Origin of the sequence: Mycobacterium appelbergii (assembly GCF_032883035.1) — a bacterium.
Lineage (GTDB): Bacteria > Actinomycetota > Actinomycetes > Mycobacteriales > Mycobacteriaceae > Mycobacterium > Mycobacterium appelbergii.
Genome location: NZ_JAMQTH010000002.1, coordinates 1 through 26,350 on the forward strand (window position 1 = coordinate 1; position 26,350 = coordinate 26,350).

28 protein-coding genes are annotated in these 26,350 nt (G+C 63.9%); 12 read left to right on the forward strand and 16 right to left on the reverse strand.

Translation table 11 applies throughout. The annotated features are described in order from the left end of the window. Positions 1–223: 223 nt before the first annotated feature. The 3 genes from M1247_RS04245 to M1247_RS04255 all read left to right on the forward strand — a co-directional run bounded on the left by M1247_RS04245 (position 224) and on the right by M1247_RS04255 (position 3,120). Positions 224–412, forward strand: a complete 189-nt coding sequence (locus tag M1247_RS04245) for a hypothetical protein (protein ID WP_317155033.1) — start codon at positions 224–226, stop codon at positions 410–412. Positions 413–438: 26 nt separating this feature from the next. Then, complete coding sequence (locus M1247_RS04250) at positions 439–1,068, forward strand: cutinase family protein (protein ID WP_317155034.1); 630 nt, start codon at positions 439–441, stop codon at positions 1,066–1,068. 102 nt (positions 1,069–1,170) lie between these two features. Continuing rightward, a complete protein-coding gene (locus M1247_RS04255) occupies positions 1,171–3,120 on the forward strand; it encodes a hypothetical protein (RefSeq protein ID WP_317155035.1) in 1,950 nt (649 codons plus the stop codon). A gap of 11 nt (positions 3,121–3,131) precedes the next feature. Here M1247_RS04255 and M1247_RS04260 read toward each other — a convergent pair whose 3' ends face one another. The 5 genes from M1247_RS04260 to M1247_RS04280 form a co-directional block, all read right to left on the reverse strand. After that, positions 3,132–3,518 carry a phospholipase D-like domain-containing protein gene (locus M1247_RS04260; protein ID WP_317155036.1) on the reverse strand — a complete coding sequence of 129 codons (387 nt, stop codon included), beginning with the start codon at positions 3,516–3,518 and terminating at the stop codon, positions 3,132–3,134. Further along, positions 3,515–4,279, reverse strand: a complete 765-nt coding sequence (locus tag M1247_RS04265) for a hypothetical protein (protein ID WP_317155037.1) — start codon at positions 4,277–4,279, stop codon at positions 3,515–3,517. Before M1247_RS04265 ends, M1247_RS04260 begins: the two co-directional genes overlap by 4 nt. 93 nt (positions 4,280–4,372) lie before the next feature. Further along, positions 4,373–5,050: a nitroreductase family protein gene (locus tag M1247_RS04270; RefSeq protein ID WP_317155038.1), complete on the reverse strand. Its 678-nt coding sequence runs from the start codon at positions 5,048–5,050 to the stop codon at positions 4,373–4,375. A gap of 41 nt (positions 5,051–5,091) precedes the next feature. After that, positions 5,092–5,565 carry a hemerythrin domain-containing protein gene (locus M1247_RS04275; RefSeq protein ID WP_317155039.1) on the reverse strand — a complete coding sequence of 158 codons (474 nt, stop codon included), beginning with the start codon at positions 5,563–5,565 and terminating at the stop codon, positions 5,092–5,094. Continuing rightward, on the reverse strand, positions 5,562–5,687 hold the full coding sequence (locus tag M1247_RS04280) for a hypothetical protein (protein WP_317155040.1): 126 nt from the start codon (positions 5,685–5,687) through the stop codon (positions 5,562–5,564). Before M1247_RS04280 ends, M1247_RS04275 begins: the two co-directional genes overlap by 4 nt. Before the next feature lie 127 nt (positions 5,688–5,814). Between M1247_RS04280 and M1247_RS04285 the strand changes: the two genes are divergently transcribed. Continuing rightward, on the forward strand, positions 5,815–6,960 hold the full coding sequence (locus M1247_RS04285) for a zinc-binding dehydrogenase (RefSeq protein WP_317155041.1): 1,146 nt from the start codon (positions 5,815–5,817) through the stop codon (positions 6,958–6,960). A gap of 8 nt (positions 6,961–6,968) precedes the next feature. Here M1247_RS04285 and M1247_RS04290 read toward each other — a convergent pair whose 3' ends face one another. The 3 genes from M1247_RS04290 to M1247_RS04300 form a co-directional block, all read right to left on the reverse strand. Then, a complete protein-coding gene (locus tag M1247_RS04290) occupies positions 6,969–7,808 on the reverse strand; it encodes a glycoside hydrolase family 16 protein (RefSeq protein WP_317155042.1) in 840 nt (279 codons plus the stop codon). 79 nt (positions 7,809–7,887) lie between these two features. Further along, positions 7,888–8,199 (reverse strand): GNAT family N-acetyltransferase, encoded by a 312-nt coding sequence (locus M1247_RS04295; protein ID WP_317155043.1) that lies wholly within the window; start codon positions 8,197–8,199, stop codon positions 7,888–7,890. Positions 8,200–8,379: 180 nt separating this feature from the next. Then, positions 8,380–8,877 (reverse strand): MaoC/PaaZ C-terminal domain-containing protein, encoded by a 498-nt coding sequence (locus tag M1247_RS04300; protein ID WP_317155044.1) that lies wholly within the window; start codon positions 8,875–8,877, stop codon positions 8,380–8,382. Between the two features lie 71 nt (positions 8,878–8,948). Here M1247_RS04300 and M1247_RS04305 point away from each other — a divergent pair, with 71 nt between their 5' ends. Both M1247_RS04305 and M1247_RS04310 read left to right on the forward strand, forming a co-directional pair. Further along, positions 8,949–10,097, forward strand: a complete 1,149-nt coding sequence (locus tag M1247_RS04305) for a DUF993 family protein (RefSeq protein ID WP_317155045.1) — start codon at positions 8,949–8,951, stop codon at positions 10,095–10,097. A gap of 2 nt (positions 10,098–10,099) precedes the next feature. Further along, the gene (locus M1247_RS04310; RefSeq protein WP_317155046.1) at positions 10,100–10,906 is read left to right on the forward strand and encodes a sugar phosphate isomerase/epimerase family protein; all 807 of its coding nucleotides are present in this window, start codon (positions 10,100–10,102) and stop codon (positions 10,904–10,906) included. 12 nt (positions 10,907–10,918) lie between these two features. Here M1247_RS04310 and M1247_RS04315 read toward each other — a convergent pair whose 3' ends face one another. From M1247_RS04315 to M1247_RS04335, 5 genes are read right to left on the reverse strand one after another with little or no spacing between them, the layout of a single operon-like run. Further along, complete coding sequence (locus M1247_RS04315; RefSeq protein WP_317155047.1) at positions 10,919–11,932, reverse strand: LacI family DNA-binding transcriptional regulator; 1,014 nt, start codon at positions 11,930–11,932, stop codon at positions 10,919–10,921. Positions 11,933–11,967: 35 nt separating this feature from the next. Then, the gene (locus tag M1247_RS04320) at positions 11,968–12,732 is read right to left on the reverse strand and encodes an SDR family NAD(P)-dependent oxidoreductase (RefSeq protein WP_317155048.1); all 765 of its coding nucleotides are present in this window, start codon (positions 12,730–12,732) and stop codon (positions 11,968–11,970) included. Beyond that, positions 12,729–14,087 carry an MFS transporter gene (locus M1247_RS04325; protein WP_317155049.1) on the reverse strand — a complete coding sequence of 453 codons (1,359 nt, stop codon included), beginning with the start codon at positions 14,085–14,087 and terminating at the stop codon, positions 12,729–12,731. Before M1247_RS04325 ends, M1247_RS04320 begins: the two co-directional genes overlap by 4 nt. A gap of 45 nt (positions 14,088–14,132) precedes the next feature. Further along, complete coding sequence (locus M1247_RS04330) at positions 14,133–15,665, reverse strand: acyl CoA:acetate/3-ketoacid CoA transferase (protein WP_317155050.1); 1,533 nt, start codon at positions 15,663–15,665, stop codon at positions 14,133–14,135. Next, positions 15,662–16,471, reverse strand: coding sequence for an enoyl-CoA hydratase/isomerase family protein (locus M1247_RS04335; protein WP_317155051.1), 810 nt, complete (start codon positions 16,469–16,471; stop codon positions 15,662–15,664). The genes M1247_RS04330 and M1247_RS04335 overlap by 4 nt, the downstream gene beginning before the upstream one ends. Positions 16,472–17,010: 539 nt before the next feature. Here M1247_RS04335 and M1247_RS04340 point away from each other — a divergent pair. Continuing rightward, positions 17,011–17,670 (forward strand): GntR family transcriptional regulator, encoded by a 660-nt coding sequence (locus tag M1247_RS04340; RefSeq protein WP_317155052.1) that lies wholly within the window; start codon positions 17,011–17,013, stop codon positions 17,668–17,670. An 11-nt stretch (positions 17,671–17,681) separates the two neighbouring features. Here M1247_RS04340 and M1247_RS04345 read toward each other — a convergent pair whose 3' ends face one another. The 3 genes from M1247_RS04345 to M1247_RS04355 are packed head-to-tail and all read right to left on the reverse strand — an operon-like array spanning position 17,682 to position 21,202. Continuing rightward, positions 17,682–18,497 (reverse strand): SDR family NAD(P)-dependent oxidoreductase, encoded by an 816-nt coding sequence (locus M1247_RS04345; RefSeq protein ID WP_317155053.1) that lies wholly within the window; start codon positions 18,495–18,497, stop codon positions 17,682–17,684. A 54-nt stretch (positions 18,498–18,551) separates the two neighbouring features. Beyond that, positions 18,552–19,412 carry a dihydrodipicolinate synthase family protein gene (locus tag M1247_RS04350; RefSeq protein WP_317155054.1) on the reverse strand — a complete coding sequence of 287 codons (861 nt, stop codon included), beginning with the start codon at positions 19,410–19,412 and terminating at the stop codon, positions 18,552–18,554. Then, the gene (locus M1247_RS04355) at positions 19,412–21,202 is read right to left on the reverse strand and encodes a gamma-glutamyltransferase family protein (protein WP_317155055.1); all 1,791 of its coding nucleotides are present in this window, start codon (positions 21,200–21,202) and stop codon (positions 19,412–19,414) included. Before M1247_RS04355 ends, M1247_RS04350 begins: the two co-directional genes overlap by 1 nt. 257 nt (positions 21,203–21,459) lie before the next feature. Between M1247_RS04355 and M1247_RS04360 the strand changes: the two genes are divergently transcribed. The 5 genes from M1247_RS04360 to M1247_RS04380 all read left to right on the forward strand — a co-directional run bounded on the left by M1247_RS04360 (position 21,460) and on the right by M1247_RS04380 (position 26,340). Next, positions 21,460–22,737 carry an MFS transporter gene (locus M1247_RS04360; protein WP_317155056.1) on the forward strand — a complete coding sequence of 426 codons (1,278 nt, stop codon included), beginning with the start codon at positions 21,460–21,462 and terminating at the stop codon, positions 22,735–22,737. Beyond that, a complete protein-coding gene (locus M1247_RS04365) occupies positions 22,734–23,771 on the forward strand; it encodes an aldo/keto reductase (protein WP_317155057.1) in 1,038 nt (345 codons plus the stop codon). Before M1247_RS04360 ends, M1247_RS04365 begins: the two co-directional genes overlap by 4 nt. 66 nt (positions 23,772–23,837) lie before the next feature. Next, positions 23,838–24,269 carry a cupin domain-containing protein gene (locus M1247_RS04370; protein ID WP_317155058.1) on the forward strand — a complete coding sequence of 144 codons (432 nt, stop codon included), beginning with the start codon at positions 23,838–23,840 and terminating at the stop codon, positions 24,267–24,269. A 15-nt stretch (positions 24,270–24,284) separates the two neighbouring features. Next, a complete protein-coding gene (locus M1247_RS04375; RefSeq protein ID WP_317155059.1) occupies positions 24,285–25,646 on the forward strand; it encodes an L-serine ammonia-lyase in 1,362 nt (453 codons plus the stop codon). After that, on the forward strand, positions 25,636–26,340 hold the full coding sequence (locus tag M1247_RS04380) for a YoaK family protein (protein ID WP_317155060.1): 705 nt from the start codon (positions 25,636–25,638) through the stop codon (positions 26,338–26,340). Before M1247_RS04375 ends, M1247_RS04380 begins: the two co-directional genes overlap by 11 nt. Positions 26,341–26,350: the final 10 nt, after the last annotated feature.

Genomic DNA, 26,350 nt, shown 5'->3' on the forward strand with positions numbered 1-26,350 from the left:
ACGCCAAGCCTGCCGCGCTGGTCCGACGCCGAGCCCACCCCTCCAACTCGGCACGTTCAGCGTCGGTCAACACGATCACGGCAGCCTGAGGACTGGGCACGGCCTAGTTTAACAACTGAGCCGTAATTAATGACTCAGGACACTAGATGAAGTAACTCGGAACCTTTAACTTCACTTACTCAATTAAGTGAAGTTAACCGGGTGCGGTGACTTCACTTCGGTCGTGAACGCTGCGCTGCTGGCGCAGGAATTGGGCATCGAGTCCACCAACGCTCACCGCTATCTCAATCCCCTCGCCGAGGCGGGAATCCTCATCGAGACGACCAATGGGCCCCGCAATCGAGTGTGGCGTTCTCCTGAAGTACTCGCCGCCCTCGATGCTTTCGCCGACCGCGCCGGGCGGCGAGACTGACCGGCACGGCCCTACCATCGGTCGCTATGACCACCAAACTCGCTTTGATCCTGGCGTTCGCGGCAGTGGCCACCGCAGTCCCGACGATTACGCCCGCGTCGGCCTCAGCAGCGCCGTGCCCCGACGTCGAGGTGGTGTTCGCCCGGGGGACCAACGAGCCGCCGGGCTTGGGCAGTGTCGGCGGTCCGTTCGTCGACGATCTGCGCACCCGGGTGGCGCCACGCACCGTCGACGCGGCGCCGGTCGATTACCCGGCCAGCAACGACTTCAACACCAGCACGGCTGCCGGCACGGACGCGGCGCGAGCCCTCATCGAGTCCACCGCGGCCAACTGCCCGAACACGAAGATGGTGCTCGGTGGCTACTCGCAGGGTGCGGGGATCATCGAGTTGGCCACCAACGAGGCGTCTCCGAATATCGCTGAACACGTAGCGGCCACCGCCCTGTTCGGTACGCCGCGCACCAGCTTCTCCGGCATGCTCGCCGCGCGGACCCTGCCGACGCTTGCGCCCCAGTACGCCGCCAACGCCATCGATCAGTGCAATGACGGCGACCCCATCTGTTGGGAAGGCGGCTGGGACATGGGCGCTCACGTGTCCTACGTGCAGTCCGGAAAAGTCGCGCAGGCAGCCGATTTCGTGGCCGGCCACCTTTAGGGAACTGATCTCGTCAAATCCCGCCCGGAATCCCGGTTCGCCGGTTAGCGTGCCAAAGGCCGAGGTCGACGCACACGGGGTCGACGCACAGGGGAGCGGGCAATGACACGAGCAACTGCGTGGGTTGGTGCTGGAGTTTTCACGGCCGGACTGTCGGCGGCCGTGCTGGCCGGGGCGGGGGCCGCCCACGCCGATGACGACGGTGGCTCGAAGCAGGACGCGAAGCCGTCGACCACGCAGAACGACTCCACCCAGCGATCTCAGCACCGGAAAACGCGCGCGGTGAAGCAGCGGCCGAAATCCGAAGCTTCAGGCGACACGGCCGCTGATACGAAGACCAAGGCCGACACGAAGACCAAGACCACACAACGCCTGTCCCGCACCGAGGACACGCAACGGCCCGCCCGCCAACTCGCTGATTCAGTTCGGGCCAAGGCGCGCAGCGAGTTTCGCGAGGCCACCCGCGATGTTCGGAACGCGGTGCGCGGCATCAGCGCGAAGCCGAAAGCCACCGAAGAGCCACCCAGCGCGGTCGAGGTTCGGGTCCGACCGCCGATCAGCATCCGGTCGGCGCTCGCCGCCCACCGTGAGCGGCAGAGCGCACCGGCCTCGAGTCCGGCAACAGCCAGTGAGCAGCTCGGCCTGCAGGTGACGAAGTTGCGCGACGCCCTGAAGCCGGCCACTGCGGACCAGCCCGACACAGACGGCGCGGTAAGCCTGGCTGCGGCGGTCCAAGCTCCAGCCCACGAGGACCCCCTCGAAGCGGTCCACGACGTACTGCGCAGCCTCGGCGCGGTGACGCTCAATCCCGAGCCGCAGCACTATCCCAAACCGTTGTCGGTGATCGGTGACGTCCTGTTCGACACCATGGCCACGCTGGAACGGCTCGTCGGCGGCGACCCGGTGGTACCGCCGCCACTGCGCGACTCGGTTGAGGTCAGTACGTCCACACTGGTCGTCTCGCCGGGCCACGAAGTCGAATCCAACTGGTATTTCCCGACATCCGCGGACGGTGAGGCTGCACCGACCCGGATGATCTACCTGCAGCACGGCTTCCTGGCGAACGGCCCGCTCTACAGTTACACCGCGTCGTACCTGGCCCAATCGACCAACAGCATCGTGGTCACCACCACGTTCACGTCGAACCCGTTCGAGGCCGACGGCATGTGGCTCGGCGGCGACAAGCTGCACGAGTCGGTCGCTCAACTGTTCCTCGACCCGGACCGCACTGCGCTCAACGCCAGCATGGATACCGCGGAGTTGAAGGCAGGCCGTACCGAAAACGTCGACGTACCGATGGAGTTCGTCCTCGTCGGGCACTCGCTCGGCGGCGGCTTCGCGCCCGGGGTCGCCGGGTACTACGCCGAAGGATTGACCCGCCGGCGCGACCAAGGTCTCGAGGCACCGAATCAGCTTGCCGGCGTGGTGGTTTACGACGCGGTGCCGATGGGCTCCATCATTCCCGATGCCATGGACCGGCTCGACGAACTGGAAACGAACGGGACCGCCGATCCCAGCGACGACGACGGAGGCGATTACATCCCGATCTACGAAATCGGTGCCCCGCTGAATTACCTCAACGTGTTCAGCGACGTCAACGCCCAGCTGTCGGAGGCCAGGCCGGGACAGTTCACCGGCGTGGTGCTCGAAGACGGCGTGCACATGGATTCGATGCAGGGCGGGAATCCGCTGATTCAGGTCGTGGCCTACGTGGTCGCCGGATTCCCGCAGCCCCAGAACCCGTTGGCCATCCGTGAGCTGTCAAGCGGATGGATCAACGACATGTTCGACGAGAACATCGATCCCGCCACCGGGGCGTGCAAGACGGGCGCCGACTGTGCGGGGCAATACGGTGACGGCGATGACACGTTTACGATCAGCACGGCTGAAGGCAACGCGGTAGCGGTGCTGATCGGCACCCAGAAGGCCGAGGATCTCACGTCGCTGCGGGCCATCAGCCCCATCGACTTCATCACCTCCATCCCGACCGGCGTGCTCAATGGCGTGGAGACCACGTGCGATCTGTTCACCGGGGGCAAATGCTCGGTGTAACCGACGTCCCCTCAGGCTGTCTCGCTGCGCTCGGCTTGATAGGAGTGTGGTTCGCTGGCTACCAGCGCGACGGTATCGCCGACGTTGACGGTGACAACGTCGGCATCCGACGGCTCCACAAATGGGAGTCGGAGCAGGCCGTAGAAGTCGTCGGTCCGCACGAAAGTGTGCGCCCGGGCGAACAACGGGTGCACGTCGAACACCCGCACCTGGAGTTCCTCTCGGCTGAGCGTGCCCAATTCTCTGCCGGATTCCGGATCGGTGATCACCTGGCCGGTGGTGGAACGCACCGCAAAGACCATTCCCGGGGTCACACCGGCCTCGGCCCCCCGGTTGAGGACGAGCGTGTAGTCGTCCTCGACGAGTGCGACCTGACCCGTGATCTGCTGTCCGCTCACGAGGCCGCCAACGAATTGCTCTCCCGCAAATGCGATTTCGATGCCGATCCGACGCGGATCCGTGGTCGGAGGGTGTGCTCGTCGGCGGGCAGTGGCATGTCGACGTAGCTCGCGGGGTCCTGCTCGGTTCCCAGCGTGAGCTCGACGGCCGTCTTCGCCTGGAAGAGGGCGATCACGGCCTGCTGGTGACGTTCGGTGCCGAACGAGGTGAGTGCCACCGCGAGCTTCTTGTCGACGTACTCGACTGAACGCTGTAGGTCCGAGGCGGCTGGCGCCTCGGTAGCGGTCTGCGTCCGTTGCTCACCGAGACCGCTGTACCAGCGGTGCCCGAGCGCACCCAGGGTGATCGAGCAGACCGGCACCACCACCACGGTGCAGATCAAGCCGAGGGAGTTGGTCAGCGCGATCGACCCGACAAGACCCAGGAGCATGACGAGGCCCGCGACGAAGAGCAGTTGCAGCGTGGGCGGCACTGCGTCGATCGCCCGCCACAGTTGTTTGGCGATGCGCAGGCCGTATCGAGCGACGTCGGCAATGAAACGGGCGATGCTCAGTATGGTTTTGAGCGCAACCCGGCCGATCTCGTCGGCTTGCTCGCGGGTGAGTGGGGCCTTCGGTGCTGACCATGTCCGCTTCGCCGTCGGCGGCGGGGTGGGGGCCGCCTCGGGTTCGGTCGGCGTCTCGGCGGGCTGCGGTTCCTCGGTGTTGGCCGCAGCGGCCGGGTCGGCCGACACCGCGGGTGCCGGATCCGGTTCAGTCACATTTGCAACATCAGCCACACTCGTATCATCTCTCGATTGACGCCAAATCACCGTCCTGGCGCGCCGAGGGCATGTTGAGCGGGCCGGAAACTGTCAATCAGCAGTCGCCCGCAGAAACGCACGATTGCCGTACCGGTCGAGCGATACCAGCTCGCCGACCGGGCGACGCGTGGTGGGACCGTACTTACCCATCGGCCAGCCGAGCGGGATGACCGCGCACGGAGTCACGTTCCACGGCAGGCCCAGGGCGCGCCTCGCCAAGAGCTTGTTCCACAACGGCAAGGTGATCAGCGCCGCGCCCAATCCGGCCGCACGCGCCGCCAGCAGGAGATTCTGCACAGCCGGATAGATGGAGCCGTAGGCACTGGTCGTCGCCACCGGCGGCCAGACGGGGATGACGCCCTTGAGGCAGGCCACCACGACGACCGGGATCGTGTCGAAGTGCTCGGCTTGCCACCGCACGGCCTTCTCGATCTTGAGCATCTGGTCATCCTGGTCACCCATGCGGCGGGCGGCGATGCGCTTGTAGATCCCGGCGCCGACCTGCAGTGCCCGACGGTTCAGGCGGCCAAGTTTTGCGACGATCTCTCGGTCCTTGACGACGATGAACTCCCAGTTCTGCGCATTCGAACCCGTCGGCGCCTTCATGGCCAACTCCAGAAGGTGGAGCACGAGCGCGTCGTCAATCGGGTCGCTCCTCACCCGACGGATCGCACGTTGGGTACGCATCGCCTCTTCGAGGGGCATGGCCAATGGCTCTTGCTGCGTCATGACCACGATTCCAGCATGGCCGGCGCGAGCCGGTGTCGATTTCAGGTGATCGTCACTCCGCCGCACACCCAACCCGCGGGAAGCTCGGCGGTGCTGAGTAACTCGGCCAATTCGTCGAGATCTCCCTGCGGCAGGGTGTCCGCCTGCGGGTAGAGGATGCGCTCCTCCTTCATGTTGTGAGAGTTCAGCATTTCCAACAGGTTCCGGCATTGCTGCGCAGCGTTGTCGAAATCCCGGTCGGCGACCAGTCGTTCGATCTGGTCCAGAAGCGGCCACATCAGTGCGTGCTCGTGCACCATCACCATCACCGGACCGACCAGGCCGGCCGCACGCAGCGGCGGAAACAGGTACTGCTCTTCGAGATAGATATGGCGCCGGAGCACCGCGACGGCGTCGAGCAACGCGATGTGCTGCTCGCGGGTCGCCGCGGAGGGACCTGCGTCGACGAAACGCAGGATCGCGTCATCGATCGTCCGGTGTTCGCGTTCCAGGGTTGCGCCGAGGGGTGTCGTCATTCGAGTTCGGCCCAGGTCACGTCGAGTCCGGTCAAGGCTCCGCTGCCGGAGCTCAGTCGTCCCGTTGCCGATGCGGGCGGACCCTCCCAGACGGTCCCGGTGCTGCGTTCGACGATGCTCATGTGCCACCCTCCGTGTTTTTACAAGATTGATTTGTAGAAACGCTACGCCCTGCAGTCGAATAAGGCCACGGGCGCTCTCGGACGTAGTGTTCAGGTGAGGTTTCGACTACCGGAACGAGGTACACCGATGACCCAGGCGCCACCCGAGACCGGCTTGGAATTGCGGTCGTTGGTGACAGAAGACGGCACGTTGGAGTTGTCGCTGCACGAGGTGCCGGTGCCAGCGCCGAATACTGACGAAGTCGTGGTGCGGGTCGAAGCGGCACCGGTCAATCCGTCGGATCTGGGTGTGCTGACTCCCGGGGCCGACATGTCGGCGGCGACGATCGAAGGCACCCCGGAGCGTCCGGTTGTCAACGCACCACTGCGGCCGGATGCCTTGGCAGGCCTGTCGGCACGCGTCGGCACCTCCTTGCCGGTAGGCAACGAGGGCGCGGGCACCGTGGTGGCGGCAGGGGAATCGCCGTCGGCGCAAGCCCTGCTCGGCAAGACGGTGGGGATCGCCGGTGGCGGGATGTACGCGCAGTACCGGGTGGTCAATGCCGCGGCGTGTCTGGTGCTGCCCGATGGGGCCACCGCGAAGGACGGCGCCTCCTCGTTCGTCAACCCCCTCACCGCGCTGGGAATGCTGGAAACCATGCGCGGCGAGGGACATTCAGCTCTGGTGCACACCGCCGCGGCGTCGAATCTCGGCCAGATGCTCGTCAAGGTCTGCCTCGCCGACGGGGTGCCACTGGTCAACATCGTCCGCAAGGCCGAACAGGAGGAAATCCTGCGAAACCTGGGCGCAGATTACGTCTGCAACTCGACGTCCCCGTCCTTCGAGGCCGATCTCCTGGAGGCCCTCAAGGCAACATCGGCGACGCTCGCGTTCGACGCCACCGGTGGCGGCACGCTGGCAAGTCAGATCCTCAACGGCATGGAGCAGGCGGCCAACGCGACCGCGACGCAGTACTCCCGATATGGCTCGGCCGTCCACAAGCAGGTGTACATCTACGGCGGCCTCGACACCGGCCCCACCATTCTCACCAGGAACTTCGGTATGGCCTGGGGCGTGGGTGGTTGGCTGCTCACGCCGTTTCTCGCCGGTGCAGGCCCAGATACCATCGCCAGGCTGCGCGACCGCGTCGCCGCGGAACTCACCACAACGTTCGCCAGCACCTACACCCAAGAGGTCTCCCTGGCCGGCCTGCTCAAACCCGACGCATTCAACCGCTACCTCAAGCGGGCGACCGGTGAGAAATTTCTGGTGACACCTCAGGCAGTCCCGTAAAGCGACGTCTACCAGACGCGGACGTAGTCCACGAGCATGTCGGCCGGATACGTACCGGCACTGGGATCTTCGCCGCCCGAGCCCGCGACCGCGAGGTTCAGCACCACGAACATCGTGTAACCCGGCTGGCTGAACGGCCAGTCGGGCAGGGCGCTCGCCGGGACCTCGAAGTAGGGTTTCGCACCGTCGGTGTAGTCCTGCCAGAACCGGGCGCCGTTGGCATCCCACTGGGTCCGCCAGGTGTGCCACCCAGTGTCGACGGCGATGTTGTGGGTCTCCCATTCACCGCCGTTCGACTTGGCGTGCACGGTGGTCGCCGACGGCCATTTACCGTTGCCGTACCACTCGACGATGTCGAGTTCACCCTCGCCCAGGGTGCCCAGCCAGAAGGCCGGCCAGGCGCCCGGCGTCAGGCAGTTGAACTTGATCCGGGCCTCCCAGGTGTGCCCGGCGCCGCCCTCCCACACGCTCGCCAATTTGGCGCCGTAGTACGTGTCGCCTTCCTTGGTGGCGCGGATGACGAGATTCGACTTGCCGTCGACGAACGCGTTCTTGCGGTCGTCGCGGTACTGGCCGATCCGGCCGGGCTGCTCCCAGTAGGTGGGGTCCTTGATGGTCTCGCGGGCCTTCGCGATGGTCCACTTCGACGCGCTGGGCGCCGAGCCTGCAGGCCCGTCGAATTCGTCCGCGAACACGTAGTTCACCGCGGACTGCGGTGCAGACGGCGCCGGGACCGGCGGTGTCTGGGGCTTGGTCGGCAGGGCATTGGCTAGCGGGACGGGCGCGGCCGCTGCGAGCGCGCCCAGTCCGGACAGCATCATCATGCGTCGACGATCTAAGTTGGCCACAGTGGTTCACGATAACCCGGATGTCTACGTGGGTGGCAATCGTTCGGTCTGGCCAGCAAAGCCTGCGCCGGTCAGGATCTCACCGGGCGTCGGTGATATCGGCGTACTCCGGATGCTTGTCGATGTACTCGGCCACCATCCAGCATGTCGGCACTATCCGCAGCCCGGCGGCACGTGTGGAACGCAGCGCTTCGGCGATGAGGATGGTGGCCAGCCCGCGGCCACGGCACTCGGGCAGCACCTCGGTGTGCGGAAACGTGCGGCGGCCGTCGTGGTCGTGGTAGTCGGCGATTCCGACCTGGCGGCCGTCGACCTCGATCGTGAACCGGTCGGGGTGTTCGGTGATGGTGGTGGCGGCGCCGGTTCTGTCACGGGGCGTCTCCGAACTCATCTGACCTCCATTCGCCGAAGCACCACGATAACCCCGGGCGACCGAAAAGGCCCAACCACAACGATTTACACCGAGCGCTCACCGGAGGTCTGAAGCAGACGGCGGAAAGACAACCGATTGTTGCCACCAGTCGCACGCGCGTTTCTTGAACGAGTGTCCGAGCCGATCGGCAGTATCGAGCTACTCGATGGCATTAGGTTTTGGCATAGCTCGGGATGGGTCCGTATTCGCCGTGCGCATCAGGATCGCCTTGCGTCCTGATTGAGTCAGTTCTCCGTGCTGGTTGAGCACCCGCACGGAGAAGGTGACGATGCCCTGGTCGGGGTGTGAGGTGCGTTGCCGCAGTTCGACGATCTCGAAGTCAGCGTGGATGGTGTCACCCAGCCGGATCGGTGCCCGGAAGTTCCACTCCGACAGGCCGAGGAAGGCGATGGCATTGTCGCCGAGAAGTCCGCTGCCCAACATCAGCCCGTGCGCGATCGACAGCCCCAGCAATCCATGGGCGATTCGCTCGCCGAACGCCGAGTTCTCCGCGAACTCGCGGTTGACGTGCATCGGGTTGTAGTCACCGGTCATTCCAGCGAAGGACACCACGTCGGATTCGGTGATGGTTCGGGCTGGCGATTGGAACGTCTGGCCTTCGGTCAGGTTGGGCCAGGACAGTCCGCGCGGCATCATCGAAAGGGCCTCCGGTTTTCGTCTGAGGTATTGGTACGCTTAAAAGGTAACCGGTTACCTAAGGTAGGGCAATGTCACTTTCGCTTCCCGCATCCGACGGTTCGAGTTCGGTCATCGAGCTGACTCCACGTCCTGATCTCGATGTCTCGGCGACACCGCCGCGCAGCCGCACGGTCTACGCGGCCAGCCACGTCGTGGCCGACCCGGTATCGACGAGCATCGTTTCGGGGGCCATTGATTGGGAGGCCACGCTGTCTCTGCGCCGCGATATCTGGAGCGTTGGGCTGGGAATCGCCGAGTCGATGGATACCGCGCAACGCAGTATGGGGCTCACAGGGGCCGACGCGATGGAACTGGCCCGGCTGACCCTCACTGAGGACCCGCGCGACGGGGGCGGCACGGTGGTGGGCGTCAACACCGATCAGCTCAAACCCGGTGATACCTCGCTGGATGACATCACCGGTGCCTACGCGCAACAGCTTGAGTTCGTCGAAAGCCTCGGCGGCACCGCGGTGATCATGGCGAGCCGCCACCTTGCCGCCACCGCCCGTACTGCTGACGACTACCTCAGCGTGTATTCCCGACTGCTCGCCAACACCGACCGTCCGGTCATCCTGCACTGGTTGGGAAGCGTGTTCGATCCTGCCCTCGACGGATATTGGGGAGACCCAGATCCTGCGGCTGCACTGGAGACAGTGCTGCAACTCATCAGCCAGAACGCCAGTCGCATCGCCGGCATCAAGATTTCACTACTCGATCCGCGCTATGAGATCGAACTGCGGCAACGCATTCCGTCGGGGATACCGGTGTTCACCGGAGACGACTTCAACTACACCGACATGATTGCCGGTGACGGTAACGGACACAGCCATGCCCTGCTGGGTGCTTTCGCGGCACTGGCCCCGTGGGCATCAGCGGCGTTGAAGGCGTTGGATTCCGGTGACGAGAACGGATTCCGCACGGTACTCGGACCCACCGAGCAGCTGAGCCGGCTCATCTTTCAGCGGCCGACCCAGTACTACAAGGTGGGCATCGCCTGGCTGGCATACCTCACTGGCAAGCAGTCACATTTTCGGATGCTGGGTGGCCTTGAAGCCGGGCGTGACCTGAGCTACCTCGCCGAACTGATCCGCTGCGCCGATGCCATCAGTTACTTTCCCGACCCGGAGTTCACTGAGCAGCGGGCCCGGATGTACTTCGCGGCCCAAGGCCTCGGCTGATAGTGGACGCTGCACAGCTCAGTTTGAATTCGGCCACGGTGCCGTCACTGGATCTGGATGGTCTCATCGAGATCGCCTGTGCCAACAGTATTCCCGGTGTGGGGCTGTGGCGCGACATCTACGCGGCAGAGGGGGTGGTTCGCGCTGCCCAGCGGATCGCCGCCTCGGGCCTGCAGGTCACTTCGGTATGCCGTGGCGGGATGTTCCCTCACCGTACCGAGTCTGAACGTGTAGAGATCCGCGACGACAACCGGCGCGCCGTCGACGAGGCGGCCGAACTCGGCGCCGACTGTCTGGTCGTGGTGTGCGGGGCTGCGCCCGGACGTGATTTGGGCAGGGCGCGTGAGCAAGTCGCGGACGGGCTGGGTGCCCTCAGTGAGCACGCGGCCGCGTCTGGTGTGATGCTGGCGGTCGAGCCGATGCATCCGATGATGATCGCGGATCGGTCGGTGGTGACTTCGTTGGGGGAGGCCCTCGACATCGTGGAGACGATCAGTCATCCGAACATGGGGATCGCGCTGGACTCCTACCATGTGTTCTGGGATATCAGGTATCCGGAACTGCTATCGCGTAGCACGGCACGCATTCACTCGGTGCAGATCAGCGATTGGGTTGTTCCGATACACAATCAACTGCGCGGCCGCGGCATGCCGGGGCAGGGAAGCATCGACCTACGCACGTTCCTCGAACTGTCTCGGGCTGCCGGGTATCGGGGCTTGGTCGAGGTCGAAGTGCTCAGTGACGCTTGGGCATCGGTGCCGGCTCAGGCCGCTGTCAACGCGATGATCGACGGTATCGCCGGCTTGTGACCATCCCACCGTTCAGGGCGGGCAAGGACCGGTGGAATCCCGGAAGATCGGCTCCGCGTGGAATTCGATGTTCGTGGATTCGGGTGTCGCGGACAGCAATTTCTTCATCGCCTCCCAGGCGGCGTGGCCGAGTTGTTCCTCGTGCATGCGGGCCGTGGTCAACCTCGGGGTCACCCAACGGGCGAGCGGAGTGTCATCGAAACCGGAGACCGAGATGTCGGCAGGAACCCGCAGGCCCATCTCTGACAGCGCGTACATTACCGCCGTCGCCGTCAGATCGTTCACCGAGACGATTGCGGTGCAACCGCAATCGACCAGGCGGCGAAGCTCGCAGGTGAGATCGCCGAGCGGTTCGGAAAGATCGGCCATGACCGCATCCGCGCCCGCGGCCGCGACCATTCGCTGGATGACACCCCAGCGGATGGCATTCTGCTGAGAGCCCTGCCCGGTGACGACGAAGGCGAAACGACGGTGGCCGAATTGGAGCAGCCCGGCCACGATCTGCTCGGTGGCATCGACGACGTCTGTGCGCACCGACGACGCCCGGACCGCCTCCGGGAACGGGCGGTTGATCGTGACCACCGGTTTGTCGGCATTGAGGACCGAGTGCAGATCCTTGTAGGACGAGCGCGGGCTGCAGAGGATCAGACCGTCCGAACGCAGCAGCATCTCGGCCGCCAACGGAGCTTCCTCGCGCGGCGAATTCAGAGAGTCTGCCACGAAAACATGCATGGAATCCCTGGTGGAGGCATGGATGACGGATTGCACAATGATCGCGAAGTGCTGGTTGGTCAGCTCGGGAACCAGCACCGCCACATTGCCGTTACGGCCCGTCGCCAGCGACTTGGCCGCGATGTTCACCTCGTAACCAAGTCGCGCGGCAGCGTCCAGGACACGTTTTTGGGTGCGGTCGGACACTGTCTTGGATGCTCCCGCAAGAACCCGGGACACTGTGGCCACGGAGACCTGAGCCTCGGCCGCAACGTCGCGGACCGTCGGCTTCCTTGCTTCGGGCCGCACAGTCATCGGCGAAATTCTATGCGGTCAGCGATTGCGCGCCGTCACGGCATGACTCCGCCACCATTGACGTGAAGGGTCTGACCGTGCAGCAGGGCCGCCGCCGGCGATGCGAGAAACACTACGGTGGGCGCGACCTGTTCGGGGGTGGCGATCTCACGGGTCACCGAGCCCTGGGTGCGCTGGTGCACCCAGTCCGAATCCGTTGCCAGGTCGGTGATCAACGGGGTAAGTACGGGGCCGGGAGCGATGGCATTCACCCGGATGTCTGGCCCGAGTTCGCGGGCCATCGCACGGGTCAGCCCGAGCACACCGGCTTTGGCCGCCGAATACGACACAAAGTTGTGCGCGCCTTTCAGCGCCAGTTGCGACGAGACATTGACGATCGCCCCGCGGGGCTCGGGCTGACGTGTGAAGCGCTGCGACATCAGCATGGGCCCGGTTAGATCGGCGGCGATGGTGCGGTCCCATGAGGCTCGCGGCATGTCGACGAATGCCGTTTCCTCCATCATTCCCGCATTGTTGACCAAGACGGTGCACCGCCCGAACCGTTCGGCAACCTCATCGAACATCCGGTTCACCGCGGCTTGGTCGGTAATGTCACCCTGCACCGCGCAGGCCGCCGCGCCGCCGGCGGTGAGGTCGCTCGCCAACGTGTCTGCACCGTAGGCGTCGTCGAGGTGGTGGACGGCTACTGCAGCGCCGGCAGCGGCGAACGCGCGGCAGAGCGACATTCCGAGACCCCCTGTGCCACCGGTGATCAGCGCGACCTCCCCGTCGAGCCGGAATGGATCGCCGTGCTCCGTCATCGGCCGCCCGCCGTCGCGAGTGTCGGCGTCGCGAGCGATGACTGCCTGCGGATGCGGGCCGCGGCGATACGCAACGACACGAGAGTTACCACGCAGCACACCGCCAGCAGTACCCCGACCAGCCACGGGCTGCCGTCGGCCGCGATGACGAGACTGGCCGCCACCAGCGGGGCAGGTCCGCCGATCAGGGTGCCCGAAAGTTCGCGGCACAGGGCAACGCCGGAGAACCGGACCTCGGCGGGGAACAGCTGGACCAGGAAAGCGCCCTGCCCACCTGCCATCGCACCGAACGACACCGAGTAGGTCAGGATGAGCGCCAGGCCGATGAGGACCGGTGCGCGAGTGTCCATCAGCACGAACATCGGGAACGCCATCAGCAGGCAGAACGCCGCGCCGAACGTGATGACCTTCGACGGGCCGGTGCGGTCGGCCACGGCGCCGAAAACGGCCGCGAGCACGGCGCCGACGAGCGAGGCGATCAGTGACGCGGTGAGAGCGACGCTGCGCGGCATGGACAGGTTCGTGGTGATGTAGCTCAGCGCGAAGGTGGTGGTGATGTAGGACATGGCCTGGTGGCCGACCATCACGCCGAAACCGATCAGGACCGGACGCCAGTGCTCGCGGACCAGACGCGCCACCGGCACCCGGGCTACCTGGTGTTTCCTTTCGGCGCGCTCTTTGGCGGCAACGAACTCCGGTGCTTCCTCCACCTTGTTGCGGATGAATACCGCCACCAGGAAGATGACTGCGCTGAACAGGAATGGCAGCCGCCAGCCCCAGGTGAGGAATGCGTCACCGGACAGGGTGGCGACGATCAGGAAGGTCACCACACCAAGCGCCGAACCGATTGCTGTGGCGCCGTTGGGAACTGCGGTGGCAAAGCAGCGCCGGCTGGGGCGGACCGTCTCGGAGATGATCGTCATCGTGCCGGCGAGTTCAGCCCCGGCGCCGGCGCCTTGGCAGAGCCGTAGTGTCACAAGCAGTATCGGTGCCCAGAGACCGATGTGTTCATAGGTGGGCAGGCATCCCATGAGGAACGTCGACAGTCCCATCAGCACCAAGGTGAAGATCAGCGCGGGTTTGCGACCGAACTTGTCGCCGAAGTTGGCGATCAGCATTCCGCCGATGGGCCGGGCGAAAAAGCCGACGGCAAAGGTGGCGAACGCAGCCAGAGTGGCAGCCGTAGGCGAGAGGTCCTCGGAGAAGAACAGCGGACCGATCACCAATGCCGAGGCCGCGCCGAACAGGCCGAAGTCATACCACTCGACGATCGATCCGACGGTGCCTGCAACCAGAACCCGCCGTTCCTGCACCGGATCCACCGGCGGTGGGGAGGCTGAGTCTTGTTGTGCCATGCGCGAGGTCCTTGTCTGGGGGAAGAGGTGGGGATGGGTTGGTGGTCAGTACGACCGGTCGAAGAGTGCGCGGTCCATTTCCTTGGGTTCATGCGGCAACGCCACGTCGAAACCAATGTGGGACAAGACATCGCGTTCTAGGTCGATACCCGGTGCGATCTCGGCGAGCTCGAGTTGGCGGTGCTCGTTGAGTTCGAACACTGCTCGTTCAGTGATGAACACCACCGTCTGGCCTCGGTCGCGAGCGAGCGCGCCGTTGAACGAGATCTGTTCGACCGCTGAGACGAACCGCTGGAAGTTGCCTTCCTCATCGATCGACAATCTGCCGGTGCCGGGGTCCCAAGAGGTCCGGAGACCGCCCGCGGTCAGGGTGCCGCTGAAGACGACCTTGCGGGCGCTCTGGCTGATGTTGACGAATCCGCCGACCCCGACGATGCGACCGCCGAAACGGCTGATGTTGACATCGCCTTGGGCGGACACTTCGGCAAATGACAGGAAGGCAATATCGAGTCCGCCGCCATCATAGAAGTCGAACTGGTATGGCTGGTCGATCATGGCGTCGTAGTTCACGGCTGCGCCCGCGTCGAGACCGCTCATCGGCAGACCGCCGACCAGTCCCTGTTCATTGGTGAGCACCACCTGGCCGAGCACGCCGGACTCGGCTGCCGCCACCGACACGCCCGTCGAGATCCCCGACCCCAGATTGCAGACCGCGCCGCTGTGCAGTTCCTGTGCCGCGCGGCGTGCGATGAGGCCTCGCGGGCCGGTCGGCAGGGGTTCCAGACTATCGATGGCCACCCGTTCCTGACCGGCGTACGCCGCACTGGTGGTCAGGTAGGTAGTGGGCTGGTGCTCGTCGACCACGACCAGATCGACCAGAAAATGCGGGATCTTGACGTTCTTGGGCGCGATGGTGTGGGTGTCGACGACGCGGGCGACCTGCACAATGACGGTGCCGCCATTGTTGTGCACGGCCTGCGCCATCGACAACATCTCGCCGAAGTAGGCTTCGCCCTCCATCGAGATGTTGCCGAGCCCGTCTGCGGTGGTGCCGCGCAGCAGTGCGATCTTTGCATCGACTGGCTTGTAGTGGATCAGTGGCCTGCCGTCGATTTCTATTGCTACCGAGGGAGTTTCGCCACTGGTTGCACCCTGGCTGCCTCCGCCGTTCCGTGGGTCGACGTAGGTTCCGACGCCGACGTCGGTGAACAGGCCTGGGCGCCGTGCCGCCGATTCGCGCATCAGTTGAGACAAGGAGCCTTGGGGCACTGTGAACAGTTCGATCTCCCCGCGTATGGCGGCATCCGCAATTCCCGGCGCGTCTACGACGGTCCCACAGACCACGCGCTTGAGTAGGCCGCGGTGGCGTAGCCGGTGTACTCCCTTGGTTGCCTTGTCACCCAGGCCAACCGGATGAATTGTGGTGATCTCTCGGGGTTGCGCCTCCTGCAAGAATCGGTTTTCGAGCGCCTCGAGGAGTCGCTCTGGAACGGCGTGGCCGCCGCCTGAGCCGCCGATCAGCACGGTGTCGTAGCAGGCGATGGCCCGGATTGCCTCGTCGGCGTCAACGAGTCTCATATGTTGGAGCCTTCCGGCGTCGTTAATTGGTGGGTGAACTTCGGCGGCCGCTTCTCGATGAAGGCGCGCACGCCTTCGCTGGCGTCAGCTGATCCGTAAACATCAGCGATACAATCGATTTCAGCCTCTCGGCCGGCAGAGCGGCCCTGCGTGAGGCCGGTGTTGACGCAGTGCTTGGTAGCGCGCATGGACAATTGGGGTAGTTGCGCGAGCTGGTCGGCGATTCGCATTGCTTCGGCTTCACCGCGACCCTCGGGTGTCAACGCGGTCACCAATCCCCAAGACAGCGCCGTGGCCGCATCGATCGGTTCTCCGAGCAGGAGCAGGTGGCGGGCGCGCCCCGCGCCGATGATCTGCGGCAGGCGTTGCGTGCCGCCGCCCGACGCGAAGACTCCTACCTTAACCTCGGGCAAACCGATGACAGTAGTGTCTTCGGCCACCCGAATATCGGCGACAAGCGACAATTCCAGCCCGCCGCCGAGTGTGTGCCCGCGGATGACCGCCACTAGTGGTTGCGGCATATTCTCCAGCGCATCGTAGGCCGCGTGTTCGTCGGCTGACACTTCGCGGCCAGACTCTGGCGTCGTTGGAAACCCCTTGATGTCAGAACCGACCGAAAGGGAACCTGGACTCCCCGAGGTGAGTACGACGGCTCGAATGTCCTCGCGGGTAGTGACTGCTTCGGCGATCTCTCGCAGCCGGGTTCGCATGCCGTTAGTGAGCGGATTCAGCGGTGGGTTGACCAGCCGAATCACACCCACTGCGCCGACCGTGCTGAGCTCGACTCGAGCTTCATTGGGGAACATCAAACCTGCCTGAGGTAACCGGTTACATTTTGTGGTGACGGAGGTTACAACCTCGTAGCGGCGACCGCAAGAGCCGGCGTATAGACCCAGGTAGGCGGGCGCCGGTGGCATCGGAGAGACGGTTGGGTAGCTCGGCAGCGCCGGCTGGCAGCGCGCCGAAGGGGGAACCGAATCCCGTACCGCGCAGCGACTGACGCCGGCGTAGGGGAGGGGCACGTTGTCCGACCCGGTAGAAACGTCCGACGGACGAAAACTCGGCTATCTCGAAATGGGCGATTCGGCGACGCGTTGGGATATCGGGAATTCTGCCCGTTCACCTCTGGCAGAGGTTAGACGATCGGGCGGTACCCGATCCGATCAACACGACGGTCCGCGTTGGTTCGCTCCTGTTCGTAGCGCTTGGCCTGTGTGCCAACATGGTGGGATGAAGTTCGCAGTTACCGCTATCGAACTGTGTTCAAGGGACCGGCGCGTTGACTAAAGATGTGTTTGCTGATGCGATCGGTAACGACGGTGATGAGGCGCCGCTGAGTGAGCAGGTGGCGGCCGCGATCCACCGACAGATTCTGAAAGGTGAGATACCTGTCGGGACCTGGCTCCGGCACGAGTCGCTGGCCAAGGAATTCGGGATCAGCCGAACGCCGGTGCGTGAGGCACTTCGCGTCCTGAATGCGCAGGGCATTGTCACGATCGTTCGTAACAGGGGAGCGCGCGTCGACGGGCACTCGAGTCACGACGTGCTGGAGATCGGAGTGGTGCGCGCCGAGCTCGAGGGTTTGGCGGCCGAACTAGCAGCTGAGCGCATCGACGACGATCAGATCGTCCAGCTCGACAACGCATTGCAGGCGTTTCGACAGATAGCAACGTCGGTCTCGGTCGACGACGATGTGGCCGCGAAGTGGGTACAGGCCAACGAGCTCTTCCATGCGGTGATACTGGAGGCCGCTGGGAACAGGCATCTCACGACCAGCATCAAGGAGCTACGCAGGAAGCTCCCGCACAACCTGTCTTACGGCGGATACAAAGGGAACAGCCGTCTGCTCAACAAGAATGTCCAGGAGCACACCGAGATTGCCGATGCCATCAAGGCGCAAGACGGGGCGGCGGCACGCCGTCTGATGTCGGCGCACATCCGCTCATCCAATGAGACAACAGCTCGCTGGGTCGAACAGAACGCGACGCACCGTTCCATCTCTTGACCGCACGAGCATCAGCTGCTGCTGAGTCGGCCGCCGTCGATGACGATGTCATGCCCGTAGACATGTTTCGCGAGATCCGAGATCAGATAGGCAATCGCACCGACGTGTTCGTGCGGTTGCGCGAACCGACCGTCAGGAATTTTGGGAATAGTGTTCTCCACCCACCCTTCTCGTTCGAACAGAGAGTCATTGATGGGTGAGACGGTGGTTCCGGGCGAGATGGCGTTGACACGGACCCCCTGGGGCGCAAGCTCGGTCGCGAGAGCCCGCATCATTCCGAGCACCGCATGCTTGGAGACGTCGTAGCCGACCGCGCCGGCCGCGCCGCGATACGCAGACGTCGACGATCCACAGAACACCACCTGGCCGTGTGAGTCCCGGAGATGAGGAAGTGCGGCCTGAGTCAGGAAGAACGGGGCATAGACGTTGACCCCGACGTGGAATTCGAGATCTTCGCGAGTGACGTCGGCCATCGGACTCCAGCGCGATACCCCGGCGATGTGGACAAGTGTGGTCAGGCTCCCGAACGCATCGAGGGCGGTCGAGACGATCTGTTGAGGCGATTTCGGGTCGATGAGATCCACCGCGAGAGTTTCCAGCCCGGCCTCCGCCGATTCCGCGGTGGCGCGAAGCCCGTCTGCGTCGCGGTCGACGGCGAGAACTCGTGCCCCGGCCGCCTTCAGCGCACGGGCCGTCGCCGCACCGATCCCACTGCCTGCGCCGGTGACAACGATCGTTCGTCGGTTGAGCCCCGGCATGGTCCAGCCGAGCAACTCAGGCAGGTCCTGGCCCATATTGTCGAGGCGGTGTGCTGTGGAGTTGTTCATGAGGGTCTCCTACTTCGAGTTGAGGTTTCGATCTGACATATAAGCCGGCGGTGGTCAGTAGCCGAGACCACGGCTCAGTGGAGCAAACGCCTGCTGATAGGGGATGGCAGGTGGGCGCACGGCGGCGCTCGCCATCACTCCCTGCCTGCGCCAGTGCTCTTTACGAATCCCGATGCTGGTCCCCTGTTGGATTTCGAAGTGGATGAGCGGACCGACCGAGCTGATCAGGTCGCGCGCGGCATCGAGATCCTCACGGCTCCACAAGCGCATGGTTTCGGTGATGATTTCGGGACGCGTGATCCCGATTGCGGCGGCTGTCGCTCCACTTGCGAGATCCTCGATCAGTCCTGAGCCACCCAGGCCCGACATGAGCGTCAAGTGGGGTGCCGCCTCCTTGAGCTGTCGGATGCGATGAAACGTGGGCTGGGCTTCACTCTTGATGATCGTCACTCCGGTTGCTCTCGCCACTTCCAACAGCGCGTCTGTATCGATTGTCACCCCCGATGATGCGGGGTAGTCCTGCAGCGCAACCGTCAGCCCGGACGACTCTTGAACCTCGTGCACCTGTCGAATCAGTTCTCGGGCGTCAGAGGACAGGACGGGAAGCATCAATGCGCTGAGGTCAGATCCGTACCGGGTGCCGAATGCCTGGGCTTCCCTACGCCTCTGCGCTGCGTCGATCGCCATGACTCCCGCGATGACGGGTACACCACCTGCCAGTGCACACTCGATGGATCCGAGTTTCTCGGCCAGGGTGAGGCTGTTGGGTTCGGCGATGACGCCCAACGCGATCAATCCGCTGCACCCGCGGTCAACCAGGGTCGTCGCGCACGACCGCATCGAGGCGGCGTCCAGGGTGAGGTCGTCGGTGAACGGCGTGGCCAGCATTCCCCAGGAAGCTGCAGAGAATGTCATCAACGGCCCACCGCATAGTTCTGTGCGCCACGGGGATTGGCGGCGGCGGTGATCACGCCGCGTGACCTGTCGGCGGTCACGCTGGTCAGTCTGCCGAGTGACCAGTCGCCGGCTTGCCGTATCCGGTGTCCGGCATCGCGGAGTTGCTGAATGACCGGTGCGCCGATGCGATCTTCGACAACAAGTCCGCCCGGCTCCCAGGTTCGTGGCCAGAAGCTTCCCGGGTAGCTCGTGGTGTGGAACATGGGCGACTCGATGGCTTCCTGTGGCGAAAGACCGGACACCAGCGTGCGGAGAAGATAGAGCAGCTGCCACTGGTCCTGTTGATCGCCGCCGGGAGAGCCCAGGACCGTCAACCGCTCGCCGGTATCCACCAGTGTTGGGCTGAGGGTGGTTCGGGGCCGCCGACCCGGACGTAGTGCGGACGGGCTCGCCGGATCGAGATGGCTCATCTGCAGGCGCGTACCGAGTGCGAATCCGAGCTCCGGGATGGTCGGTGAGGATTGCAGCCAGCCACCGGACGGCGTGACGGAGATGGCATTTCCGTGTTGGTCGATGACGTCGATATGACATGTATCGCCGCGCACCGCTCCGGCAAGCGTGACCGTGGGTTCGCCGGCGGCCCCGTCTTGTTCACCGGCCGCTGTGCGAAGAGTTGGGTAGAACGGTGCGGGAAGCGCGTCGCCGCGGCCTGGCCGAAACTCGATGGACGCCTGATCGCTGATGAGCGCACGTCGGGTCGCGGCGTAAGAGCTCGACAACAACTTTGCGAGCGCGGAATTCGAAAGACCGTCACCGAAATACGCCTCGCGGTCGGCAAGAGCCAGTTTCAGTGTCTCCACCACATTGTGAATGCCGTCCTTCGACGTCAAGTCCAGTGCGTCGTCGTCGAATCCCTCCAAGATCTTGAGGCACTGAAGAAGGACGGGGCCCTGCCCCCACGGACCACTCTTGTAGATCCGTGAACCGCGAAAGCCCATGACCACCGGAGCCTCCCACGTAGCTCGAAACGCCGTGAGATCACTGGCTTCGATGACGCCGCGACGGATCGCGCCGGACGAGTGGAGGTGGGGAGTCGACGTACAGAACCCTTCGATGGCTTTTGCGACAAAACCCTGGGCCCACACGGTCCGGGCACTGTCGATCACCTCGGCGCGGGTGGCGCCGGAACCGGCGGCGTCTCGGGCTTCTCGGCACAGCCGGCGCAACATGTCGGCATAGGTGTGGTTGCCCACCATCGTGCCCGTGGGCGGGGTCCTGCCATCGGGTAACCACTGCGCGGCCGATGTCGGCCAATGCTCGAGGAAGAGGTCCTGGACTGCGGCGATCGCGGCCGCGGCGTGGGGGTGCAGCGGCTGGCCGACTGTGGCGTAGTGGATGGCATAGCTGAGAACGCCGTCGAGGTCCCATGTTCCGTGGTCACGCAATAGCAGTAACCACGCATCGACTGCGCCGGGGACCGCGGCCGCAAGCGCCCCCGAACCGGGGACCGCGTCCAGTCCTTCGTTCGCGAAATGCTCGATCGTGGCCTTTGCCGGTGCTGGTCCCTGCCCGCAGAGGACCATGGGTTTCGAACCGATGGGCGCAACGATTCCGACGAGATCGCCTCCAGGGCCGTTGAGGTGAGGCTCCACGATGTGTAGGACGAAGCCGGCGGCGGTGGCGGCGTCGAATGCGTTGCCTCCACGCTCCAACACTGATTGCGCGACGCTGGAAGCCACCCAGTGCGTCGAGGCGCTCGCTGCGAACGTGCCGACCACGTTGGGGCGGGCGAGGAATCCGTGTGTCACTGGTGGCCTTTCGTCGTGCCGCAACCCGGCGGTCGCCGCATGTGAGCGACGAGGGGACAGGTAAACGATGTAAACAGATTGGATGCTATCTTGACAACATCGCATCCAACTATCAGGGTTGATTATGCGCCGTCACCGTCAACTCCTCGGCGTCCGTAAACCCAGGAGGTCCAGAACCCATGCAATCGCATCCACACGCCCCTCCCACGCCCGTCACGCAGGGTGATGAGAGCCAGGGGCGGAGCGGCGACAACCAGTTGCGCAAGGTCGCCTTTGCGAGCTTGGTAGGCACAACGATCGAGTGGTACGACTACTTTCTGTTCGGCACAGCTTCCGCGTTGGTGTTCGGCAAGGTCTTCTTTCCAACCCTGTCCCCGACGGCAGGCACCCTGGCTTCATTCGCGATTCTGGCGGTGGCGTTTGTCGTGCGACCAATCGGCGCTGTGATTTTCGGACATTTTGGCGACCGGATCGGCCGCAAGAAACTGCTCGTCATCAGTCTGCTGATCACCGGGGGCAGTACGTTCCTGATCGGATTGGTTCCGACGCCGGGGGCCATCGGAGTCTGGGCACCGGTGCTGCTCGTGGTACTCAGAATTGCCCAGGGCCTCGGTGTCTCGGGCGAATGGGGTGGTGCGGTGCTCATCGCTGTTGAGCATGCGCCACCGAAAAAACGAGGTCTGTTCGGCAGTTTTCCGCAAACCGGTTTGGCCCTCGGGCTTCTCCTGGCGACCGGAGCCTTCGCACTCATCGGACTGCTACCCCGAGACGCTCTCCTGGAATGGGGATGGCGTGTGCCGTTTCTTGCGAGCTCCCTGCTTCTTATCGTGGCGTTGTACGTCCGCCTGCAGATCAGCGAGACGCCAGCGTTCGTCGCAGCCCATGAAAAGATGAAAGATGCCAAAGCTGAGAGTATTCCCATTGTTGACCTACTCCGGAATCATTGGCGCCAGCTCGTCCAGGCCATCTCGCTACGGCTGGCCGGGGATGTGCAGGGGTACATGGTCACTGCGTTTGCCGTCTCCTACATCGTCAACCAACTTGGCAGCGAAGGATCCCGGGCGACGTCGGCGGTGACGATAGCGGCGCTGACGTCGGTGGTGGCCGTTCCGATCGCCGGATATCTGTCCGACCGGGTCAGCCGGAAGCGGACCTATCTTGCCGGCACCGTCCTGGGAATCGTCTTTGCGTTTCCGTTCTTCTGGTTGATCGATACCAATTCTTTTGCCGCGATAGTGGTGGCGGTCGTCGTGATGTACACCTTCGCCGGGATGGTTCCATACGCGGTGCAGGGAACCATTTACGCCGAGATGTTCCCCACCCGAGTCCGATACACGGGTACATCGCTCAGTTACCACTGCGCCGGCATCCTTGGTGGCGGTATCGCGCCGATGATCGCCGCGGCGCTCGTGGCGTGGTCGGGAGGAAGCTCGTGGCCGATCTCCGTATACATGGTGGCGATGGGTCTGATCACCCTCGCCGCGACCCTGATGCTGAAGGACCGCGACCACGACGCACTGGAGCCGACCACATGAAACAAGTGACATTCGGACGTAATAACGGGCTTCGGGTATCCGAATTATGCCTCGGAACAGGGACTTTCGGATCCACGCTCCGTCCGGGAGCCAGCCTGGAAGAGGCACGCCGCATTGTCGATCGCTATGCCGCGGCCGGCGGAACATTCGTCGACACCGCGAGCAATTACCAGGAAGGAGAATCCGAGGAGTTCGTCGGAGAACTTCTCGCAAGCCGGCGGGAACAGTTCGTGTTGGCCAGTAAGTACAGTCGCGGATCGGGAAAGCCGGGCGATCGGCTTCTCGCGGGCAACAGCCGTCGCAGCATGGTGCGGTCGGTCGAGCATTCTCTGCGGCGTCTCAAAACCGATTACCTCGATATGTACTGGGCGCACTACGACGATCGCGTCACACCGATCGATGAAATCGTGGGGAGCTTCGACAACCTCATCAGGTCGGGCAAGATCCTGTACGGCGGCTTGTCGAATTTTCCGGCCTGGCGGGTCTCGCGCGCACAAACCCTCGCCGAGATGGGCAGGTTCGCGCCGATAGGGGGAATTCAAGTCGAGCACAGCCTCGTCGAACGCACCGCAGAACGCGAACTACTGCCGATGGCGGAGGCCTTCGGAATCGGCGCGGCGCTGTACTCGCCGCTCGGCGGTGGATTTCTGACCGGCAAGCATCGAACCGGTCAGGCCGGGCGCGGAGTTCTTGTCTACCGCGAGGACACCGAGCAACGAACGGCGATCCTCGACAGACTTGTCGAACTGTCGAAGATGCTGGATGTCTCGCCAGGGGTGCTGGCGATTGCCTGGCAGCGACACCTGCACCACCGCTCTTCGTCGGCTCTCGTGACCATCGCCGGCCCGCGAACGGTGGATCAACTCGACGACTATCTACACGCCGTCGATCTCAATCTGACGGCGGACATCGTGGACAGGCTCAACGAGGTCAGCGCCCCTGCCCTTGGTGTGCCTTTTGACAGCATCGGTGGGCCCACGGATATCGGCGATGATCCGGAGCGCCTTGCCGACCGCGTTGTTCCAGTCAATTAAGAAACCCCCTGGTGTTACGCAATCAGTTCAATACGAGGAGAAAACATGGTCGACAATCCATCCAGCGTGCCTGCGGCCGGATACCCGACAGACCCCGGCGACGAACTCGTCTTCGAGAACGACAGAATTCGCGTGTGGGCCATGAACCTTGGCCCCGGTGAAGCGATTTTCTACCACTCGCATCAGCATGACCATCTGATCCTGTGGCCGACGGCGGGGCGTGCCCGATCGCAGGACATCGATGACGAGGAAGATTGGCAGCACGTCCAGAATGCCGAGAAGAACTTTGCGTTCTTCAAAACCGTCGGTCACACAACAGGATTGACCCCACACAGGCTGAAGAATCTGGAGGATTATCCAGTCACCCACTACATCATCGAACTCATCAGTGAGCGCTCGCCCAGCGCCGTCGAGCTGCCTGCCGAAACAAACGGCAAAGGGGAGTTGTCACGCGAGCACATCGTCCGCGAACCCCGTTCCTCTCATCCGCATACCTGATCGGGCCGCCCGACAGTGACATACGGTGTCTTCGATATTTTCCGTATCGGAATCGGCCCGTCGAGTTCGCATACCGTGGGCCCGATGCGGGCCGCTCGGCAGTTCGCACAGGATGTTTGTGACGTCGCGGTTCGGGGCGACGTCGACAGGATCCGCGTGGAGCTCTATGGCTCGTTGTCAGCGACGGGCGTCGGCCATGCCACGGATCGCGCGATTGTGCTCGGACTCTCGGGCGAAGTGCCGGAGACGGTATCGCGATCCCGGGCCGACGCGCTGGTGGCCGGTCATACCGCCAGCGGCACCGTCAATTTGCTTGGCTCGCATGTCGTCTCGTACAGCGCTGACGATCTGATCTGGAAACTTGACCGCTTACCCGGTCATAGCAACGGGCTACGGTTCCTCGCTCTCGATGGAAACGATCGGGTGGTCGTCGACGAAACTTTCTACTCGATCGGGGGCGGATCAATCAGGCGCGCCGGCTACGGTGAACAACAAAGCGGGAATGACGCGGCCCTTCCCTTCGCCTCAGCGCGTGAGCTTCTCGCGGCATGCGCCGCAACAGGTTTGCCGATCAGCGGCATCGTCCGGATGAACGAAGAGGTCGAGCGGTCTCCGAACGAGGTGTCGGCCGGCCTCCAAGGCATCTGGCGGGTCATGGAGGAGTGTGTGCGGGCCGGACTCGCCGCCACCGGTGTGCTGCCGGGTCCGCTGAGTGTTCCGCGTCGCGCCCACGCCATCCATCAACGTCTCCTGCACACTGACGCCGACCCGTTGAATGACCCGCTGATAGCGCTGGATTGGGTCAGTGCGTTCGCGATAGCCGTCAACGAAGAAAACGCAGCCGGAGGGCGCATCGTGACGGCTCCGACCAATGGCGCGGCCGGGATCGTTCCTGCCGTCCTGCACTTCTATCAAAAGTACACACCCGGAGCACACTTATCCGGCGTCGAACAATTCCTGCTGTGCGCGTCTGCAATTGGCTCACTGATCAAGCAGAACGCCTCGATATCCGGTGCAGAAATGGGATGCCAGGGCGAGGTGGGTTCGGCATGTGCGATGGCGGCTGCCGGACTCTGTGAAGTACTGGGTGGGTCGCCGAAGCAGGTCGAAAATGCCGCAGAAATTGCACTCGAGCACCATCTCGGCCTGACGTGCGACCCGGTCGCAGGACTGGTGCAGATTCCGTGCATCGAACGCAACGCGATCGGTGCGGTGAAGGCCATCAGCGCAGCCAGGCTCGCGCTCAATGGCCAGGGCGACCATACCGTCAGCCTTGATATGGCCATCGAAACACTGCGGTCGACAGGCATGGACATGAAAGCCGAATACAAAGAGACATCGCGAGCTGGACTGGCGGTCAACGTCATTGAGTGCTGACCCGACACCTTGTGCCCGACATCATGTTTCACCGGCACCGGTGCTGCTTATGCTCGCACTCACCTTTTCGACCGGCATCGTCGACGCGGTCGGCTTCCTGGGACTCGACCAGGTGTTTACCGGAAACATGACCGGCAACATCGTCATCTTGGGAATGGGTGTGGCCGGCGCAGACGGTCTGCCGGTCGTCGGTCCCGCCGTAGCTCTCGCGGGATTCATGATCGGAGCCGCCTTCGCGGGGCGCATGCTCAAGGGTGGTGCCGACACCGGATGGTCGACGAGGATAGCCGCCTTGATCGCGCTTACCGCTGCGATCGAAATTGGTACCGCGGGTGTATTCATCGCGCGTGTCAGTGCGAGTCAAGGTGCCGCCGGTGTACTGATCGCAGGCTGTTTGGGGGTCGCGATGGGGGGACAGGCAGCCGCAGCACGACACGTCGCGGTCAAGGATGTGACAACTGTTGTCGTCACATCCACCCTCACGGGCCTGGCTGCTGACGCGACATTCGGAATGGGCGCGCAAGGCGGGGCCAGACGTCGCCTCGCGGCGATCGTGGCCATCCTGCTCGGCGCAGTTGTGGGTGCAGCTTTACTCAAGATCCACATCGGGATCGGACTGATGATGGCAGGGTTAGTCACAGCGACCGTCTCAGTGATCGGCCATGCGGCGTACCGAGGCGGCCGAGGATTCTGACGAGCGCCGG